We start from the raw sequence: 16,844 nt of genomic DNA, 5'->3' as shown, positions 1-16,844 counted from the left end.
GCCGACGCAGGATCAATCCCTCAAGTCAGACTCGTGGATCGGTTGGTCCCGATGGGTCGCTCGTTGGTACTGAGCCGGCCAAATGGCCTTGCGCCCGCCCAGATCATCATCGGCATGCAGCGGCCAGTAAGGGTCACGCAGCAGTTCACGCGCCAGGAAGATGATGTCGGCCTGGCAGGTACGCAGGATGTGCTCGGCCTGGGCCGGTTCGGTGATCATGCCGACGGTGCCGGTGGCGATGCCCGACTCCTTGCGTACACGCTCGGCAAAGCGCGTCTGGTAACCGGGGCCGGTGGGGATTTCGGCGTTAGCGGCAGTGCCGCCGGAAGACACGTCGATCAGGTCCACGCCCAGGTCTTTGAGGCGACGCGCGAGTTCCACGGTTTCATCAGGGTTCCAGCCATCTTCCACCCAGTCGGTGGCCGACACCCGCACGAACAGTGGCAGCTCCTGGGGCCAGACCTCGCGCACGGCCTCGGTCACTTGCAGCACCAGGCGGATACGGTTCTCGAAGGAGCCGCCATATTGGTCCTGCCGCTGGTTGCTGATGGGCGAGAGGAATTGATGCAGCAGGTAACCATGGGCGGCGTGGATCTCCACCACTTCAAAACCGGCGGTCAGGGCTCGCCTGGCGGCGGCGACGAAGTCGGCGATCACTTGCTGGATCTGCGCCTCATCCAAAGGCTTGGGTTGGGTGTGCTGCGGGTCAAAGGCAATCGGCGACGGCCCCACCGGCACCCAGCCACCGTCTTGCGGCTTGACGCTGCCGTGCTTGCCGATCCATGGGCGGTGGGTGCTGGCCTTGCGCCCGGCATGGGCCAGCTGGATGCCCGCCACCGCGCCCTGGGCGGCGATAAACCGTGTGATGCGCCGCAGGGGTTCGATCTGTTCGTCGTTCCACAGGCCCAGGTCTTCGGCCGTGATGCGGCCATCGGCGGTTACGGCGGTGGCTTCGGTGAATATCAGCCCGGCGCCACCGACCGCGCGGCTGCCGAGGTGGACCAGGTGCCAGTCGTTGGCCAGGCCATCGACACTTGAGTACTGACACATCGGCGACACCGCGATACGGTTGAGCAGGGTCAATTGGCGCAGGGTATAGGGTTCGAGCAGCTGACTCATGGCGCACCTCTTCTGGGGTCTGTGGGCACTATTCAAACAGTGCTTAGAGCCTAGTCGACAACCGTGGATTGCACAGGGTTCAGACGTAAAGCGGGAGCCGATTGCCGGCTCCCGTACCGCGCAGGCTTACATTTCGACCTGGGTGCCCAATTCGATCACTCGGTTGACCGGGAGCTTGAAGAACCGCAGGTTGCCGTTGGCGTTCTTGAGCATGAATGCAAACAACGCTTCGCGCCAACGGGCCATGCCCTTGATGCGGGAGGCGATGACGGTTTCACGGCTGAGGAAGTACGTGGTGCGCATCGGACTGAAATCCAGGCCGTCCAAATGGCACAGCTTCAACGCTTCGGGGACGTCCGGCTCATCGGTAAAGCCGAAGTGCAGGATCACGCGAAAGAACCCCTCGCCGTAGGAATCCACCTCGAAGCGCCGTGAGGCCGGGACACGCGGGATGTCTTCGTAGACCACCGTCAGCAAAACCACCTGTTCATGCAGCACCTGGTTATGCAGCAGGTTGTGCAACAGGGCATGGGGCACGGCGTCCGGGCGCGCAGTAAGGAACACCGCCGTGCCCTGCACGCGATGCGGCGGCTGCACGCGGATGCTGCTGATGAAGATCGGCAACGGCAGGCCACCTTCGTCGAGGCGGTCCACCAGCAATTGCTTGCCGCGCTTCCAGGTGGTCATCAGCACGAACAGCACAATCCCCGCCAATACCGGGAAGGCGCCACCCTGGATGATCTTCGGCACGTTGGCCGCGAAGTACAGCCCGTCCACCAACAGGCAGCAGACCAGGACCGGCACGGCCAGAATCGGTGGCCATTTCCACAGCAACAGCATGACTGCCGACACCAGGATGGTGGTCATCAGCATGGTCCCCGTCACCGCCACGCCGTAGGCCGACGCCAGTGCGTTGGAGGACTCGAAACCCAGCACCAGCAGGATCACGCCGACCATCAGCGACCAGTTCACCGCACCGATATAGATCTGGCCCTGTTCGGCGCTAGAGGTGTGCTGGATATGCATACGCGGGATATAACCCAACTGGATCGCCTGGCGCGTCAACGAAAACGCACCGGAAATCACCGCCTGGGACGCAATCACCGTGGCCAGGGTGGACAACACCACCAGCGGGATCAGCGCCCAACTTGGCGCCAGCAGGTAGAACGGGTTGCGTGCGGCTTCCGGGTCGCCCAGCAGCATGGCGCCCTGGCCGAAATAGTTGAGCACCAGCGCCGGCAACACCAGGATGAACCAGGCGCGGGCGATGGGCTTGCGGCCGAAGTGACCCATGTCGGCATACAGCGCCTCGGCACCGGTCAACGCCAGCACTACCGCACCGAGGATTGCCACGCCAATGCCAGGGTGGGCCTCGAAGAAACGCACGCCCCACATCGGGTTCAGGGCATTGAGCACTTCAGGGTGCAGGGTAATGCCATACACGCCGAGGCCACCCAGCACCAGGAACCAGGTCACCATCACTGGCCCGAACAGCTTGCCGATGCGGTCGGTACCGTGCTTCTGGATCAGGAACAGCGCCACCAGCACCACCAGGGCGATCGGCACCACCCATTTTTCCAAGCCGTCGAACGCCAGTTCCAGGCCTTCAATGGCCGACAGCACCGAAATCGCCGGGGTGATCATGCTGTCGCCATAGAACAACGCCGCACCGCACAGGCCACACACCACGAGGAAACTGCGCAACTTCTTGCGCTCCCCCGCCGCCCTTCGCGCCAACGCGGTCAGAGCCATGATGCCACCTTCGCCCTGGTTATCGGCGCGCAGCACGAACAGCATGTACTTGATCGACACCACCCAGATCAACGACCAGAAGATCAGCGCCAGGATCCCCAGCACACCGTCATGGTTGACCTGCACCCCATAACCACCGTTGAACACCTCTTTGAGGGTATAGAGCGGGCTGGTACCGATATCGCCGTAAACCACCCCGACCGCTGCCACCAGCATGCCGATCGGCTTTGCGTTGGAATGCTCGGCACCTGCTGCCTGACTACTTGCCTGACCCATCAACCACTCCTGCCCTTTGACCTGAGGTCTCTTATAAACAGCGCGTCTAAGCTGACCCTAGCATGCGCTGTTTTACTTCTCGTAACAGACGTTTTATTGACCCAAGGGTTTTCCCCGTGCGCAACGGCGCGAAGCATAGCGCAGCGGTCGTCGTATTTCCCTGCTCAAGTGATTCGGGTATCGATTTACACCGTCAGTCGTAGATGAAGCGGCATTTTGGAGCCTTTTTGCCTGCATTGATCACATTTACGGCCAACCGTATATTTTCCGCCCGGCTCAGTAGCGCAGCCTCAGCGGTGTATGCGCAAGCTCCTTGGCCACCTTGCCTGATCAATAAATCGCGCGCCTGCATCACCTGCGTAGTCGATATAAAAACTCAATCATTGCCCTGTCTCTTTTAAGGTACATTCCGCATGTACGAAGTGAAACACGTACTTTCAGTCAACGGGGTGGATATCTACCAGGCTTGGCTGGACACCGTGCAAGACACGCGTTCAAAGGCAAGAATCACCACCAGAGTGGATCGAGCTTCCCTTGGCCACTTTGGTGTTACCGAGTCGGTGGGTGACGGGGTCTTTGAGATGAAACTCGACTTCGGGCCTGGGTTTCGTGTGTATTACGCAATCCAGGATCGAAAAATTGTTTTCCTGTTGGGCGGCGGCTCAAAGGTCAGGCAGCAGAACGACATTGATCAGGCCAAGGCCCTCTGGAAATCTTACAAGGTGCAGCAAAAATGACCATTCGTACTCGTTCTCATGAAGATAGTGTTCTTGAAATGCTCCGAGACGACGAAGCATTTGCCTTGGAATATCTATCTGTCGCGCTTGAGGAAATCGATGAAGCGGGTGGGGAAGACGCGTTCCTTGTCGCTATCCGTCGAGTGGCGGACGCTCGCGGCGGGATGCTCAGTCTGTCGCAGAACACGGGCCTCAATAGAGCAAATCTCTATAGGTCCCTCGGCGTCGGCGGCGACCCAAAGCTTTCCACTCTCCTGAAAGTGCTTCAGGCGTTAGGTGTGGGCATGTCTAAAGTTGTAACGCACCGCACAGAGCAGGACGTCCGGGCTTAAGAACGTGTAAGGGCTGGGCGATTCACCCAACACAGCACTCGTCGCATTTCCCTGCATAAAGCTGGTCAAGTGCGTTGCCCGTCGCTAGAATTGCGCACTTTTTGATCAGAGGCGCAGCAAGCGCCCGTCCGCAGCCCTGTCGTGCCCGACTGGCGGCGTCATTCAATACCGAGGTTAGACATGTCCACCACCATCGCAAAAGCCAACCCCAAGGTTGGCTTTGTTTCCCTGGGTTGCCCGAAGGCTCTGGTCGATTCCGAACGCATCCTCACGCAACTGCGCATGGAAGGCTATGACGTGGTGTCCACTTACCAGGACGCCGATGTGGTGGTGGTCAACACCTGCGGCTTTATCGACTCGGCCAAGGCAGAGTCCCTGGAAGTGATCGGCGAAGCCATCAAGGAAAACGGCAAGGTCATCGTGACCGGCTGCATGGGTGTGGAAGAAGGCAATATCCGCAACGTGCACCCCAGCGTACTGGCCGTGACCGGCCCGCAGCAGTACGAGCAGGTGGTCAATGCCGTGCACGACGTGGTGCCGCCGCGCCAGGATCACAACCCGCTGATCGACCTGGTACCGCCCCAAGGCATCAAGCTGACCCCGCGTCACTATGCGTACCTGAAGATTTCCGAAGGCTGCAACCACAGCTGCAGCTTCTGCATCATCCCGTCGATGCGCGGCAAGCTGGTCAGCCGTCCGGTGGGTGACGTACTCGACGAGGCCCAGCGCCTGGTCAAGTCCGGCGTCAAGGAGCTGCTGGTGATCTCCCAGGACACCAGCGCCTACGGCGTCGACGTGAAATACCGCACCGGCTTCTGGAACGGCGCGCCGGTGAAAACCCGCATGACCGAACTCTGCGAAGCCCTCAGCAGCCTGGGCGTGTGGGTGCGCCTGCACTACGTCTACCCGTACCCGCACGTGGACGAGCTGATCCCGTTGATGGCCGCCGGCAAGATCCTGCCGTACCTGGACATCCCGTTCCAGCACGCCAGCCCGAAAGTGCTCAAGGCCATGAAACGCCCGGCCTTCGAAGACAAGACCCTGGCACGCATCAAGAACTGGCGCGAGATCTGCCCCGAGCTGATCATCCGTTCGACCTTCATCGTCGGCTTCCCCGGCGAAACCGAAGAAGACTTCCAGTACCTGCTGGACTGGCTGACCGAAGCGCAACTGGACCGTGTGGGCTGCTTCCAGTACTCGCCCGTGGAAGGTGCCCCGGCCAACCTGCTGGACCTGGCCGTGGTCCCGGATGACGTCAAGCAGGACCGTTGGGAGCGCTTCATGGCGCACCAACAGGCAATCAGCTCGGCGCGCCTGCAACTGCGTATCGGCAAGGAAATCGAAGTGCTGATCGATGAAGTCGACGAGCAAGGCGCAGTCGGCCGTTGCTTCTTCGATGCACCGGAAATCGACGGTAACGTGTTTATCGACGATGCCAGCGGCTTGAAGCCAGGTGACAAGGTCTGGTGCACGGTGACCGACGCCGATGAGTACGATCTGTGGGCTGAAAAGCGCGACTGATCGAAAAAACTTGAAAAGCCCTGCCTCTGGACAAGATGCGGGGCTTTTTTAGGTCTATCTTTTGCCCATCAGCACCCATCATCGCAAGGGGCAGCGGGCATGCGTCAGCATTCGGTTATCCACACACCTAAAGCCAGCGACTACGCAGAGCTGGCGCGCATCTGGGAGGCCTCGGTGCGGGCCACCCATGATTTTTTGCCGGACAGTTACATCGTATTGCTGAAAAACCTGCTGCTGACCCGCTACCTGGATTCGGTGATGCTGATCTGCACCAAAGACACACGCCAGCGTATTACCGGGTTTGCCGGGGTGGCGTGCGGTAAGGTGGAGATGCTGTTTATCGACCCGCAATACCGCGGGCAAGGCCTAGGCCGGCAGTTGCTGCGTTATGCGATCGAGCGCATGAACGCCGATGAACTCGACGTCAACGAGCAGAATCCCCAAGCCTTGGGGTTCTATTTCAAGCAGGGTTTCGAAGTGGTCGGACGCACCGAACATGACGGCCTGGGGCAGCCCTATCCGTTGCTGCACCTGCGCCTGCGCCAGCAACAACAAAGCGCCCGTCAGGGCTAAATGAAATGGGGCCGGGATTAACCGCGCCCACACAGGTACAATAGCCGCCCCCTTTTGTTACGGCCCTTGTCATGACTGACCCCATACGCCTCTCCAAACGCCTTATCGAACTGGTCGGTTGCTCCCGTCGGGAGGCTGAGCTGTTTATCGAAGGCGGCTGGGTCTCGGTGGACGGTGAAGTGATCGACGAGCCGCAATTCAAGATCACCACCCAGAAGGTCGAACTGGACCCGGAGGCCAAGGCCACCGCGCCAGAGCCGGTGACCATCCTGTTCCACGCCCCGGCCGGTGTCGATGCCGAGACGGCAATGGCCTCGATCAGCGCCGAAACCCTGTCCGAAGAACACCGCTTCAGCAAGCGTCCGCTCAAGGGCCACTTCCTGCGCCTGACCGCCAGCGCCGACCTGCAAGCCAAGGCCAGCGGCCTGCTGGTGTTTACCCAGGACTGGAAGATCCTGCGCAAGTTGACCGCCGATGCCGCCAAGATCGAGCAGGAATACGTGGTGGAGGTTGAAGGCGACATGGTTGCCCACGGCCTCAACCGCCTGAACCACGGCCTGACCTACAAAGGCAAAGAGCTGCCAGCCGTAAAAGCCAGCTGGCAGAACGAAAATCGCCTGCGCTTTGCGATGAAAAACCCGCAACCAGGCGTGATCGCCCTGTTCTGCGAAGCCGTTGGCCTGAAAGTCGTCGCTATCCGCCGCATTCGCATCGGCGGCGTGTCCATCGGCAAAGTGCCGGTTGGCCAATGGCGTTATCTGTCCGGCAAAGAAAAGTTCTAAACAGCCTCCCCCTTTCCAGGCTCCGCCCCCCCCGGCGGCGCCCACCGTTGAAAACCAGGATTGCCCACCATGATTCACAACGACGTACTGCGCAGCGTGCGCTACATGCTCGACATCAGCGACAACAAGATGGTCGAGCTTATCAAGCTCGGCGGCATGGACGTGACCAAGGAAGACCTGCTGACCTACCTCAAGAAAGACGAGGAAGAAGGCTTTGTGTTCTGTCCGGATGAGGTCATGGCCCACTTCCTCGATGGCCTGGTGATTTTCAAGCGCGGCAAGGACGAAAGCCGTCCGCCGCAGCCGATCGAAACCCCGGTGACCAACAACATCATCCTCAAGAAACTGCGTGTGGCCTTCGAACTGAAGGAGGACGACATGCACGCCATCCTCAAGGCTGCCGAATTCCCGGTGTCCAAGCCTGAGCTGAGCGCGCTGTTCCGCAAGTTCGGCCACACCAACTACCGCACCTGTGGTGACCAGTTGCTGCGCAACTTCCTCAAGGGCCTGACGCTGCGGGTTCGCACGTAAGCCATGGGTTACCAGGTCTCGCCGGTCGGTTTCGTACGCTCCTGCTTCAAGGAGAAGTTCGCCATCCCGCGCCAACCGCAACTGGCGCCTGCCGCGCGGGGCGTGCTGGAGTTGGTGGCGCCGTTCGACCAGGGCGAGGCGGTACAGGGACTGGAGCAGGTCAGCCACGTGTGGCTGTTGTTTCTGTTCCACCAGGCCCTGGAAGACAAGCCCCGCCTGAAAGTGCGCCCGCCCCGCCTGGGTGGCAACACGTCCATGGGGGTGTTTGCGACCCGCGCGACTCATCGGCCCAACGGGATTGGCCAGTCAGTGGTCAAGCTGGACAAGGTGGAGCCGGGCCGGCTGTGGATCTCCGGGATCGATTTGCTCGATGGCACCCCGGTATTGGATATCAAGCCGTATGTGCCCTACGCCGACATCATCGACACAGCCACCAACAGAATCGCCAGTGGTGCGCCGCAGCTGATTCCCGTGCAGTGGCTGAAGACGGCGCTGCAGCAGGCACAAGGCCACGCCCAGCGCCTTGGGGAACCGTTGGTGGAGTTGATCGACCAGTGTCTGGCACAGGATCCACGCCCGGCGTACCAGACGCCTGGGCCTGAACGCGAATACGGGGCGCAGTTCTGGGATGTGGATGTGCGCTGGCACTATCCAGAGGCCGGGATGATTTGTGTGCTGGAAGTGGTGCCGGCGGGATAAACCGGAAACCCAATGTGGGAGGGGGCTTGCTCCCGATGGCAGTGGATCAGTCAACGTGTATATCGACTGATCCACCGCCATCGGGAGCAAGCCCCCCTCCCACATTTTTTACCGCAGTTATTTCTCGACGAACGCGCGCTCGATCAAGTAATCACCCGGCTCACGCATGCGTGGCGAAACTTTCAGGCCGAAGCTGTTCAGCACTTCGCTGGTCTCGTCCAACATGCTTGGGCTGCCGCACAACATGGCGCGGTCGTCCTCGGGGTTGATCGGTGGCAGGCCGATGTCGCTGAACAGCTTGCCGCTGCGCATCAGGTCGGTCAGGCGGCCTTCGTTTTCGAACGGCTCGCGGGTCACGGTCGGGTAGTAGATCAACTTCTCACGCAGGGCCTCGCCGAAGAATTCGTTCTGCGGCAGGTGCTCGGTGATGAATTCGCGGTAGGCGACTTCGTTGACGTAGCGCACGCCGTGGCACAGGATCACTTTTTCGAAACGCTCGTAGGTTTCCGGGTCCTGGATCACGCTCATGAACGGAGCAAGACCGGTACCGGTGCTGAGCAGGTACAGGTGTTTGCCCGGCTTCAAATCGTCAAGCACCAGGGTGCCTGTCGGTTTTTTGCTGATGATGATCTCGTCGCCTTCCTTCAAGTGCTGCAATTGGGAAGTCAGCGGGCCATCCGGCACCTTGATGCTGAAGAACTCCAGATGCTCTTCCCAGTTCGGGCTGGCAATGGAGTAAGCGCGCATGAGCGGGCGGCCGTTGGGCTGTTGCAGGCCGATCATCACGAACTGACCGTTCTCGAAGCGCAGGCCCGGATCGCGGGTGCACTTGAAGCTGAACAGAGTGTCGTTCCAGTGATGAACACTGAGGACACGCTCGTGGTTCATGTTGCTCATGTACGGGGGACTCCTGGAAATGGGTCTGCGCCAAAGATGAAGTGCGCAATTGCACAGCATTCTAATGGCGGCGACAATATCTGTTAACTGGATTATTAAGATAAGGGTTATCGGTTATATCGATATGCGATTTACTCTCCGTCAACTGCAAGTCTTCGTCGCCGTCGCCCAGCAGGAAAGCGTCTCTCGCGCTGCTGGCCTTCTGGCCTTATCTCAATCCGCCGCCAGCACCTCGATTACCGAGCTGGAGCGTCAATCCAGCTGCCAATTATTCGACCGTGCCGGCAAGCGCCTGAGTCTCAACGCCTTGGGCCATCAGCTGTTGCCTCAAGCGGTGGCGCTGTTGGACCAGGCCAAGGAGATCGAAGACCTGCTCAACGGTAAGTCCGGCTTCGGCTCCCTGGCGGTCGGCGCGACCCTGACCATTGGCAATTACCTGGCCACCCTGCTGATCGGCAGCTTCATGCAGCAGCACCCCGAAAGCCAGGTGAAGCTGCATGTGCAGAACACTGCCAATATCGTGCACCAGGTTGCGCACTACGAAATTGACCTGGGTCTAATCGAAGGCGACTGCAGCCACCCCGATATCGAGGTGCAAACTTGGGTGGAAGATGAGCTGGTGGTGTTTTGCGCGCCCCAGCACCACTTGGCCAAGCGCGGCGTGGCCACCCTGGAAGAGTTGACCCATGAGGCCTGGATCCTGCGGGAGCAAGGCTCCGGCACGCGCCTGACCTTTGACCAGGCCATGCGCCATCACCGCAGCGCGCTGAATATCCGCCTGGAGCTGGAGCACACCGAGGCGATCAAACGGGCGGTGGAATCGGGTTTGGGCATCGGGTGTATTTCCCGGCTGGCGCTGCGCGATGCATTTCGCCGTGGCAGCCTGGTGCCCGTAGAAACCCCGGACCTGGACCTGGCCCGACAGTTCTACTTCATTTGGCATAAACAGAAATACCAGACCTCCGCGATGCGGGAGTTCCTGGAGCTGTGCCGCGCCTTCACCGCCGGGGTTCAGCGCAGCGACGAGATCGTGCTGCCGAGCATTGCCTGATCGTCAGATCAGGATCACGGCCCACACCAGGGTGATCATGGTCAACGCCACGAATTGCGCGGCGCTGCCCATGTCCTTGGCGTTTTTCGACAAGGGGTGGCGGTCGAGGGAAATACGGTCGATCGCCGCTTCTACCGCCGAATTGAGCAATTCAACGATCAAGGCCAACAGGCACACTGCAATCAGCAGCGCGCGCTCAACACGGCTGACGTGCAGGAAAAAACTCAGCGGGATCAGGATGACGTTCAACAAGACCAGTTGACGGAACGCCGCCTCACCGGTGAACGCCGCGCGCAGACCATCCAGGGAATAGCCCCCTGCATTGAAGATACGTTTGAGACCGGTTTGACCCTTGAAAGGCGACATAGACGTAGGCAACTGAACCAAAGAAGTGGGGAAACTAGATCACGCAAAGTCAAAAAAGCGTGAATCGATAACAACTTAATGCTGAGCAATTGACTCAAGTTGTTGCAAGAGCAGCGCCGCCTGGGTCCGCGTACGCACCCCCAATTTGCGAAAAATTGCCGTGACATGCGCCTTGATGGTCGCTTCCGACACACTCAGCTCATAGGCGATCTGCTTGTTCAGCAAACCTTCGCAGACCATGGTCAGCACTCGAAACTGCTGGGGCGTCAGGCTGGCCAAGCCATCACGGGCGGCCTTGGCTTCGTCGGACACGTTGATGTGTTCGAATGCCTGCGGCGGCCAGGACACATCACCGTCCAACACTGCGCGCACGGCCTTCTGAATATCTTCCATCGCGCTGGACTTTGGAATGAAGCCGCTGGCGCCAAACTCCTTGGAACGCACCACCACGTCGGCGTCTTCCTGGGCAGAGACCATCACCACGGGGATCTGCGGGTATTGCCCACGCAGGAGCACCAGCCCCGAGAAACCGTAGGCGCCGGGCATGTTCAGGTCGAGCAGCACCAGGTCCCAATCGGATTTTTCGGTAAGGCGGGTTTCCAGCTCGGCAATGCTGGCCACTTCAACCAGGCGCACGTCGGGGCCAAGGCCCAGGGTCACGGCCTGATGCAGCGCACTGCGAAACAGCGGGTGGTCATCGGCTATCAGGATTTCGTATGTGGCCATTGATTAAATGATCCTGTTTTTTATGGCAGCCCCGATGGGTTCGGGGTTCACCAATACACAAGGCGACAGCCAGGCAGCCATCGCCACAGGGTACGTTCAACGTCAAAAGCACTTGGAACGACGTCGAAAACTCACGGTTGCACCCCAATCGGCGCTCAGCATGCCCAGCGCAGCCTGGGGGGTCAAGCACTACGCCCATGGGCATTTTAGCGGGGTGCAGGTTTACGGTGCCATCATGCAAACGTCGTCTGGCTATAGCGTGGCTATATAGGGTGCAAGACGAGTATGGACGCTGTCGGTCGGGTCCAGTGGCAGCTGGAACTTGGCGGCCAGGTAATGGGTGCTGAATACGTCGAGGTAGGCGTCCAGCACTTCGCTGGCAGCAGCGTCATCGGCCAGTTCCAGGCACAGGGCGGCGACTTCGGCGGTGCAGAAATGGTCGTCACGCTTGGAGCGGCGCAGTTTGTAGCGCGAAAGCTGCTCAGGCGCCAGGCTCAATACCGGCAGATGCTCCAGATAGAGACTCTTGCGAAACATCTTGCGCGCTTCGCTCCAGGTGCCATCCAGCAGGATGAACAGCGGGCGCCTGCCTTCTGCCACCGTCACGGTACTGACGACACGCTCGGGCGCCACGAATTCGCCGGGGAACACGATGTAGGGCTGCCACTGCGGGTCAGCGAGCAGGGTAAGCAAATCCGGGTCGACTTCGGTGCGCGACCAGGCGAATGCCGTGGTGTCCTCGACCACGTCGGCGATCAGCCAGCCGGTGTTGCTGGGTTTCATGGGTTCGACATCGTGCATCAGCAGGCACATGGCGGACCTGGCCGCGACCTGGGGGCGCCAGGCACACAGGCAGTATTCGGGGATGACCCGGCAGCCGGGGCAGCGTTCGGCACGGGAGCCTCGATTGACGAAGGGCTTGATCGCGCGTGCCAGGCGCTGTGTACGCAGGCGAGAGACGGCGTGGCTCATCGGATGCGCCGTACAGAGGGGTAGATCGACACGGAGAAAACTCGTGGAAGGCTGAAGTGACCGCAGTTTACCAGCGATACGCCTGGCTGTAGTGGCAAGGGGTCACCTATAATTGCGCGCCACTGAACGCACAGCGCAGTGGCTGGTCTATGCACCAGTAACCGAATCAGGAGAGTTTCATGCTGCGTTCCATGCTGCGTCTTGCCGCCCCATCCATCGCACTTGCGCTGGTACTGCCCGTGGGCGCCCAGGCGGCCTCGCTGCTGGAGGCCCAAATGAACCGGAAGCTGCAAAGCGTCGCGACTGAAAGCAACAAGGACCTGCCGCGAGAAATCGACGAAAAAACCCTGGAAGTGGCCTACACCGTTGAGGGCATGCAACTGATCGATCACCTCAGCGTATTGCCTGATCGCGCCGAACAGATGCGCGCCAACCCCAAGGCGGTGTATTTCCAGCTGGGGCAAAGCGTGTGCCTGAACAAAGGTTATCGCGAGCTGATGGCCAAGGGCGCAGTGATGCGCTATGAAATCACCGAGAACAAGACCAATCGTCCTGTGGCATCGGTGAAATTCGTGGAAGCGGATTGCCCGGCACCAGCTGCCGCCAAGAAGAAAAAGTAATCTTCGCTTGCCCTTCGCGCGCTGCTGTCCAGTAGCGCGCACTCCCCTGCTTCATTTCCCTGCAGGCGGCTAAACTCCCTGCTGAGTGACCAATAAGCGGTTGCCAGCCAAGGGTTTTTCGGCCCATGATCAAGTCATCCTGATCGCCCGTTCATCACGGCTTCCACGCCGTTCTGTAACATTTCCAGGGCAAAAGAGGGTTGCCCTCCTGCGACGTGCAGTGCAAAGGTTTTTTAAATCACAAGGAATATACAGAGCCCGTTTGCTGCCTGGCGAACACGTGCAATGCCTTGGGTGTGCAGCGACACATGCAGTGTCGTGGCCCCCGGACGAATCTCTCGCCGCTGGCCCAGCCTCTGTGAAGAAGGAGAAGTTGAATGCCTTACGAACCGAATGACCACCTGCTCCGGCATTTTGAAGAAAACGGGGCCGACCTTACGCAACAGGTTGAAGCTCAGCTCCAGCAGATCGCCCCCAACAGCCCGAATATCCCCTTGTATCGCGACATGATCCTGACCGTGCTGCGCATGGCCCAGGACGACCGCAACCGCTGGAACGCCAAGATCACCTTGCAAGCCATTCGCGAACTGGACCACGCCTTCCGCGTACTCGAACAGTTCAAGGGGCGCCGCAAGGTCACGGTGTTCGGCTCGGCCCGCACCCCGGTGGAAAGCCCACTGTACGCCTTGGCCCGCGAGGTGGGTGCCGCACTGGCCCGTTCGGACCTGATGGTAATCACCGGTGGTGGCGGCGGCATCATGGCGGCGGCCCACGAAGGGGCAGGCCTGGAACACAGCCTGGGGTTCAATATCACCCTGCCGTTTGAACAGCATGCCAACCCGACCATCGATGGCACCGAGAACCTGCTGTCCTTCCACTTCTTCTTTACCCGCAAGCTATTCTTCGTCAAGGAAGCCGATGCGCTGGTGTTGTGCCCGGGTGGTTTCGGCACCCTGGATGAAGCCCTGGAAGTATTGACCCTGATCCAGACCGGCAAAAGCCCGCTGGTGCCGGTAGTGTTGCTGGATGCGCCCGGTGGCGGTTTCTGGCAAGGCGCCCTGGACTTTATCCGTAGCCAGCTGGAAGCCAATCGCTACATCCTGCCCACCGACCTCAAGCTGGTACGCCTGGTGTACAGCGCTGAAGAGGCAGTGGAAGAGATCAATCAGTTCTATGCCAACTTCCATTCCACACGCTGGTTGAAACGTGAGTTTGTGGTGCGCATGAATCACCCGCTCAGCGATCAAGCGCTGGCTCATTTGCAGAGTGAATTTGCCAGCCTGCGGTTGAGCGGAGAATTCCAGCAACTGGCCTATACCGGTGAGGAGCATGATGAGCCGAAGTTCAGCCATTTGACGCGGTTGGTGTTCAACTTCAATGGCCGCGACCAGGGCCGGTTGCGGGAGCTGGTGGATTACATCAACTTGCCGGAGAACTGGGCGCAGGCTCAGGGGAAGACGCAACATCGGGTAGCGCCGCAGCCGGCGTGAAATTCAGACATGCAGAATCCAGAAACGCAAAAAGGCCCGCTATTTTCATAGCGGGCCTTTTTGGGGCTTCAGGTTTGGTGTTTCAGGTTTAGATCGAAGGGGAGGCCATTGGGGCTGCTTCGCAGCCCAGCGCGGGGCAAGCCCGCTCACCACAAACAAGCCCGCTCACCACAACAAGCCCATTCACCACACAACAAGGTGTTCAGTCATCCATGTCTCGGCCACTTAATAAGCGGCTGATCATTTCCATCGAAAAACCGCGATAACTCAAGAAACGCCCCTGCTTGGCGCGTTCCCTGGCATCAATGGGGAGATGACCCGAGAATTTGCGGCGCCAGGTGTCTTCCAGTTGCGCCTGCCAACTGATACCGCACTCACGCAAGGCAAGGTCGATATCGGCGCGCTGTAAACCGCGCTGGCTCAGCTCTTCGCGAATACGCGCCGGGCCATAGCCGGACCGGGCTCGGTAGGAGACAAAACTTTCGAGATAACGGGCTTCCGAAAGCAGCCCCTCTTCCGTCAAACGGTCAAGGGCGGTTTCGATCATCTCAGGTTCCGCGCCGCGTTGACGCAGCTTACGCGTCAGCTCGACTCGACCATGCTCGCGGCGAGCGAGCAGGTCCATTGCGGTACGCCGAACGGCGACGAGTGTATCCAGTACAACGGTCATCGTTTATTTCAGATGTCAGTATCGGCTTCTTCTACTTCTTCAACCGGCTCGCGGTTGGCGGCAGCTTTCACGTCTGGTGCTGCGGTCAGCAGTTTGTCGCGGATCTGCTTCTCAAGCGTGGCAGCGATATCCGGGTTGTCCGCGAGGAACTTGGCCGAGTTGGCCTTGCCCTGACCGATCTTGCTGCCATTGTAGGCATACCAGGCACCGGATTTTTCAACGAAGCCGTGCAGCACGCCCAGGTCGATCATCTCGCCGTTCAGGTAGATACCCTTGCCGTAGAGAATCTGGAATTCAGCCTGGCGGAAAGGCGGAGCCACTTTGTTTTTCACGACCTTGACGCGGGTTTCGCTACCGACCACCTCGTCACCCTCTTTCACCGCGCCGGTACGGCGGATGTCCAGGCGGACCGACGCGTAGAACTTCAGCGCGTTACCACCGGTGGTGGTTTCCGGGCTACCGAACATCACGCCGATCTTCATGCGGATCTGGTTGATGAAGATCACCAGGCAGTTGGCGTTCTTGATGTTACCGGTGATTTTACGCAGCGCCTGGGACATCAGGCGGGCTTGCAGGCCCACGTGCATGTCGCCCATTTCGCCTTCGATTTCAGCCTTGGGTACCAGGGCTGCAACGGAGTCGACCACGATCACGTCGATGGCGTTGGAGCGCACCAGCATGTCGGTGATTTCCAGGGCTTGCTCACCGGTGTCCGGCTGGGACACCAGCAGGTCGTCAACGTTGACGCCCAGCTTGCCGGCGTATTCAGGATCCAGGGCGTGCTCGGCGTCGACGAACGCGCACGTAGCGCCCATTTTTTGCGCCTGGGCAATCACCGACAGGGTCAGGGTGGTTTTACCGGAAGATTCAGGACCGTAGATTTCAACGATACGGCCTTTTGGCAGGCCGCCAATGCCGAGCGCGATGTCCAGACCCAGAGAGCCAGTGGAAATAGCCGGGATCGCCTGACGGTCGTGATCGCCCATACGCATTACGGCACCCTTGCCGAATTGACGTTCGATCTGACCCAGGGCCGCAGCCAAGGCTTTCTTCTTGTTGTCGTCCATTAAAGTCCTCACGTAATCAATAAGGCCTGACGGCCAACACCTGTATAAGTAGACAGTATTGTTCCACAAAGATCGGAGATCGCCTACCCCTGATTTTCTATTTCTGCTGCAGCTCGTCGCAACAAGCCCTCCAGCGCGGCCTTCACCGTTTGTCGGCGGACCTCGTCGCGGTTGCCAGGGAAGTGCTGAAGCTCGGCCGTGACCTCCTCGCCAACGCCAAAGGCCAGCCACACGGTGCCCACCGGCTTGTCCACCGAACCACCATCGGGCCCCGCCACACCGCTGACCGCCACGGCAAAGCGCGCCAGGCTTTTCTCCTGGGCGCCGCGCACCATGGCCTCCACCACTTCCTGGCTGACCGCCCCAACCTTTGGAAACAAGGTTTCCGGCACATTCAGCTGCCGGGTCTTCTGCCGATTGGAATAGGTGACATACCCCGCCTCGAACCAGGCCGAACTCCCCGGGATCCGCGTAATGGCCTCGGCGATACCGCCACCGGTACAGGATTCCGCGGTGGTGACGTGGGCATTGAGCACCTGCAGGCGGCGGCCCAGGTCAGCGGCAAGTTGAGTGATTTCCTTCACGACGGTCTCCAGAAGTGGGCGGGGGTTTGCCTACCCTACAGGAGCAAATCACTCATGCAAGCGACAGGCTGGAACAAGA

At 59.9% G+C, this 16,844-nt stretch carries 19 protein-coding genes; 10 read left to right on the top strand and 9 right to left on the bottom strand.

Translation table 11 applies throughout. The annotated features are described in order from the left end of the window. Positions 1-12 precede the first annotated feature (12 nt). The gene (locus tag J1N02_RS19980; RefSeq protein WP_027604534.1) at positions 13-1,119 is read right to left on the bottom strand and encodes an NADH:flavin oxidoreductase/NADH oxidase; all 1,107 of its coding nucleotides are present in this window, start codon (positions 1,117-1,119) and stop codon (positions 13-15) included. 126 nt (positions 1,120-1,245) lie between these two features. Next, the gene (locus J1N02_RS19975) at positions 1,246-3,147 is read right to left on the bottom strand and encodes a potassium transporter Kup (protein ID WP_027604535.1); all 1,902 of its coding nucleotides are present in this window, start codon (positions 3,145-3,147) and stop codon (positions 1,246-1,248) included. Positions 3,148-3,560: 413 nt separating this feature from the next. Here J1N02_RS19975 and J1N02_RS19970 point away from each other — a divergent pair, with 413 nt between their 5' ends. The 7 genes from J1N02_RS19970 (at position 3,561) to tsaA (ending at position 8,322) form a co-directional block, all read left to right on the top strand. Then, entirely contained in the window at positions 3,561-3,884 is a 324-nt protein-coding gene (locus tag J1N02_RS19970; RefSeq protein WP_027604536.1) for a type II toxin-antitoxin system RelE/ParE family toxin, read from the top strand. After that, a complete protein-coding gene (locus J1N02_RS19965) occupies positions 3,881-4,216 on the top strand; it encodes an addiction module antidote protein (RefSeq protein WP_043293399.1) in 336 nt (111 codons plus the stop codon). Before J1N02_RS19970 ends, J1N02_RS19965 begins: the two co-directional genes overlap by 4 nt. A gap of 180 nt (positions 4,217-4,396) precedes the next feature. Continuing rightward, positions 4,397-5,737, top strand: coding sequence for a 30S ribosomal protein S12 methylthiotransferase RimO (gene rimO, locus J1N02_RS19960; RefSeq protein WP_005785474.1), 1,341 nt, complete (start codon positions 4,397-4,399; stop codon positions 5,735-5,737). A gap of 99 nt (positions 5,738-5,836) precedes the next feature. Further along, the gene (locus J1N02_RS19955; RefSeq protein WP_027604538.1) at positions 5,837-6,310 is read left to right on the top strand and encodes a GNAT family N-acetyltransferase; all 474 of its coding nucleotides are present in this window, start codon (positions 5,837-5,839) and stop codon (positions 6,308-6,310) included. 71 nt (positions 6,311-6,381) lie between these two features. Continuing rightward, complete coding sequence (locus J1N02_RS19950; RefSeq protein ID WP_092356391.1) at positions 6,382-7,092, top strand: rRNA pseudouridine synthase; 711 nt, start codon at positions 6,382-6,384, stop codon at positions 7,090-7,092. Positions 7,093-7,161: 69 nt separating this feature from the next. Further along, positions 7,162-7,623, top strand: coding sequence for a DUF1456 family protein (locus tag J1N02_RS19945; RefSeq protein ID WP_027604540.1), 462 nt, complete (start codon positions 7,162-7,164; stop codon positions 7,621-7,623). Between the two features lie 3 nt (positions 7,624-7,626). Further along, positions 7,627-8,322: a tRNA (N6-threonylcarbamoyladenosine(37)-N6)-methyltransferase TrmO gene (tsaA, locus tag J1N02_RS19940; RefSeq protein ID WP_098480292.1), complete on the top strand. Its 696-nt coding sequence runs from the start codon at positions 7,627-7,629 to the stop codon at positions 8,320-8,322. A gap of 117 nt (positions 8,323-8,439) precedes the next feature. Here tsaA and fpr read toward each other — a convergent pair whose 3' ends face one another. Beyond that, positions 8,440-9,219: a ferredoxin-NADP reductase gene (fpr, locus tag J1N02_RS19935; RefSeq protein ID WP_003172178.1), complete on the bottom strand. Its 780-nt coding sequence runs from the start codon at positions 9,217-9,219 to the stop codon at positions 8,440-8,442. 124 nt (positions 9,220-9,343) lie between these two features. Between fpr and J1N02_RS19930 the strand changes: the two genes are divergently transcribed. After that, positions 9,344-10,270: a LysR family transcriptional regulator gene (locus tag J1N02_RS19930; RefSeq protein WP_027604543.1), complete on the top strand. Its 927-nt coding sequence runs from the start codon at positions 9,344-9,346 to the stop codon at positions 10,268-10,270. A gap of 3 nt (positions 10,271-10,273) precedes the next feature. Here the strand turns inward: J1N02_RS19930 and J1N02_RS19925 are convergent, their stop codons facing one another. From J1N02_RS19925 to J1N02_RS19915, 3 genes are all read right to left on the bottom strand, one after another. Then, positions 10,274-10,636: a diacylglycerol kinase gene (locus J1N02_RS19925; RefSeq protein WP_065938722.1), complete on the bottom strand. Its 363-nt coding sequence runs from the start codon at positions 10,634-10,636 to the stop codon at positions 10,274-10,276. A 75-nt stretch (positions 10,637-10,711) separates the two neighbouring features. After that, a complete protein-coding gene (gene erdR, locus J1N02_RS19920; protein ID WP_027604545.1) occupies positions 10,712-11,362 on the bottom strand; it encodes a response regulator transcription factor ErdR in 651 nt (216 codons plus the stop codon). Between the two features lie 252 nt (positions 11,363-11,614). Continuing rightward, a complete protein-coding gene (locus J1N02_RS19915) occupies positions 11,615-12,334 on the bottom strand; it encodes a tRNA-uridine aminocarboxypropyltransferase (RefSeq protein WP_421147652.1) in 720 nt (239 codons plus the stop codon). Positions 12,335-12,513: 179 nt separating this feature from the next. Between J1N02_RS19915 and J1N02_RS19910 the strand changes: the two genes are divergently transcribed. After that, a complete protein-coding gene (locus J1N02_RS19910) occupies positions 12,514-12,954 on the top strand; it encodes a PA3611 family quorum-sensing-regulated virulence factor (RefSeq protein ID WP_027604548.1) in 441 nt (146 codons plus the stop codon). Between the two features lie 377 nt (positions 12,955-13,331). Next, a complete protein-coding gene (locus tag J1N02_RS19905) occupies positions 13,332-14,444 on the top strand; it encodes a TIGR00730 family Rossman fold protein (RefSeq protein WP_368962209.1) in 1,113 nt (370 codons plus the stop codon). A 202-nt stretch (positions 14,445-14,646) separates the two neighbouring features. Here J1N02_RS19905 and recX read toward each other — a convergent pair whose 3' ends face one another. The 3 genes from recX to J1N02_RS19890 all read right to left on the bottom strand — a co-directional run bounded on the left by recX (position 14,647) and on the right by J1N02_RS19890 (position 16,765). Further along, the gene (gene recX / locus J1N02_RS19900; RefSeq protein WP_016977936.1) at positions 14,647-15,114 is read right to left on the bottom strand and encodes a recombination regulator RecX; all 468 of its coding nucleotides are present in this window, start codon (positions 15,112-15,114) and stop codon (positions 14,647-14,649) included. 8 nt (positions 15,115-15,122) lie between these two features. Beyond that, positions 15,123-16,181, bottom strand: a complete 1,059-nt coding sequence (recA, locus tag J1N02_RS19895) for a recombinase RecA (RefSeq protein ID WP_003189042.1) — start codon at positions 16,179-16,181, stop codon at positions 15,123-15,125. 83 nt (positions 16,182-16,264) lie between these two features. Then, entirely contained in the window at positions 16,265-16,765 is a 501-nt protein-coding gene (locus J1N02_RS19890) for a CinA family protein (RefSeq protein ID WP_027604550.1), read from the bottom strand. Positions 16,766-16,844: the final 79 nt, after the last annotated feature.

The organism is Pseudomonas sp. NFX5 (assembly GCF_049132125.1).
GTDB lineage: Bacteria > Pseudomonadota > Gammaproteobacteria > Pseudomonadales > Pseudomonadaceae > Aquipseudomonas > Aquipseudomonas marginalis.
Note: the sequence above shows the minus strand (reverse complement) of the source record. Positions and strands in the feature narration are given on the sequence as shown.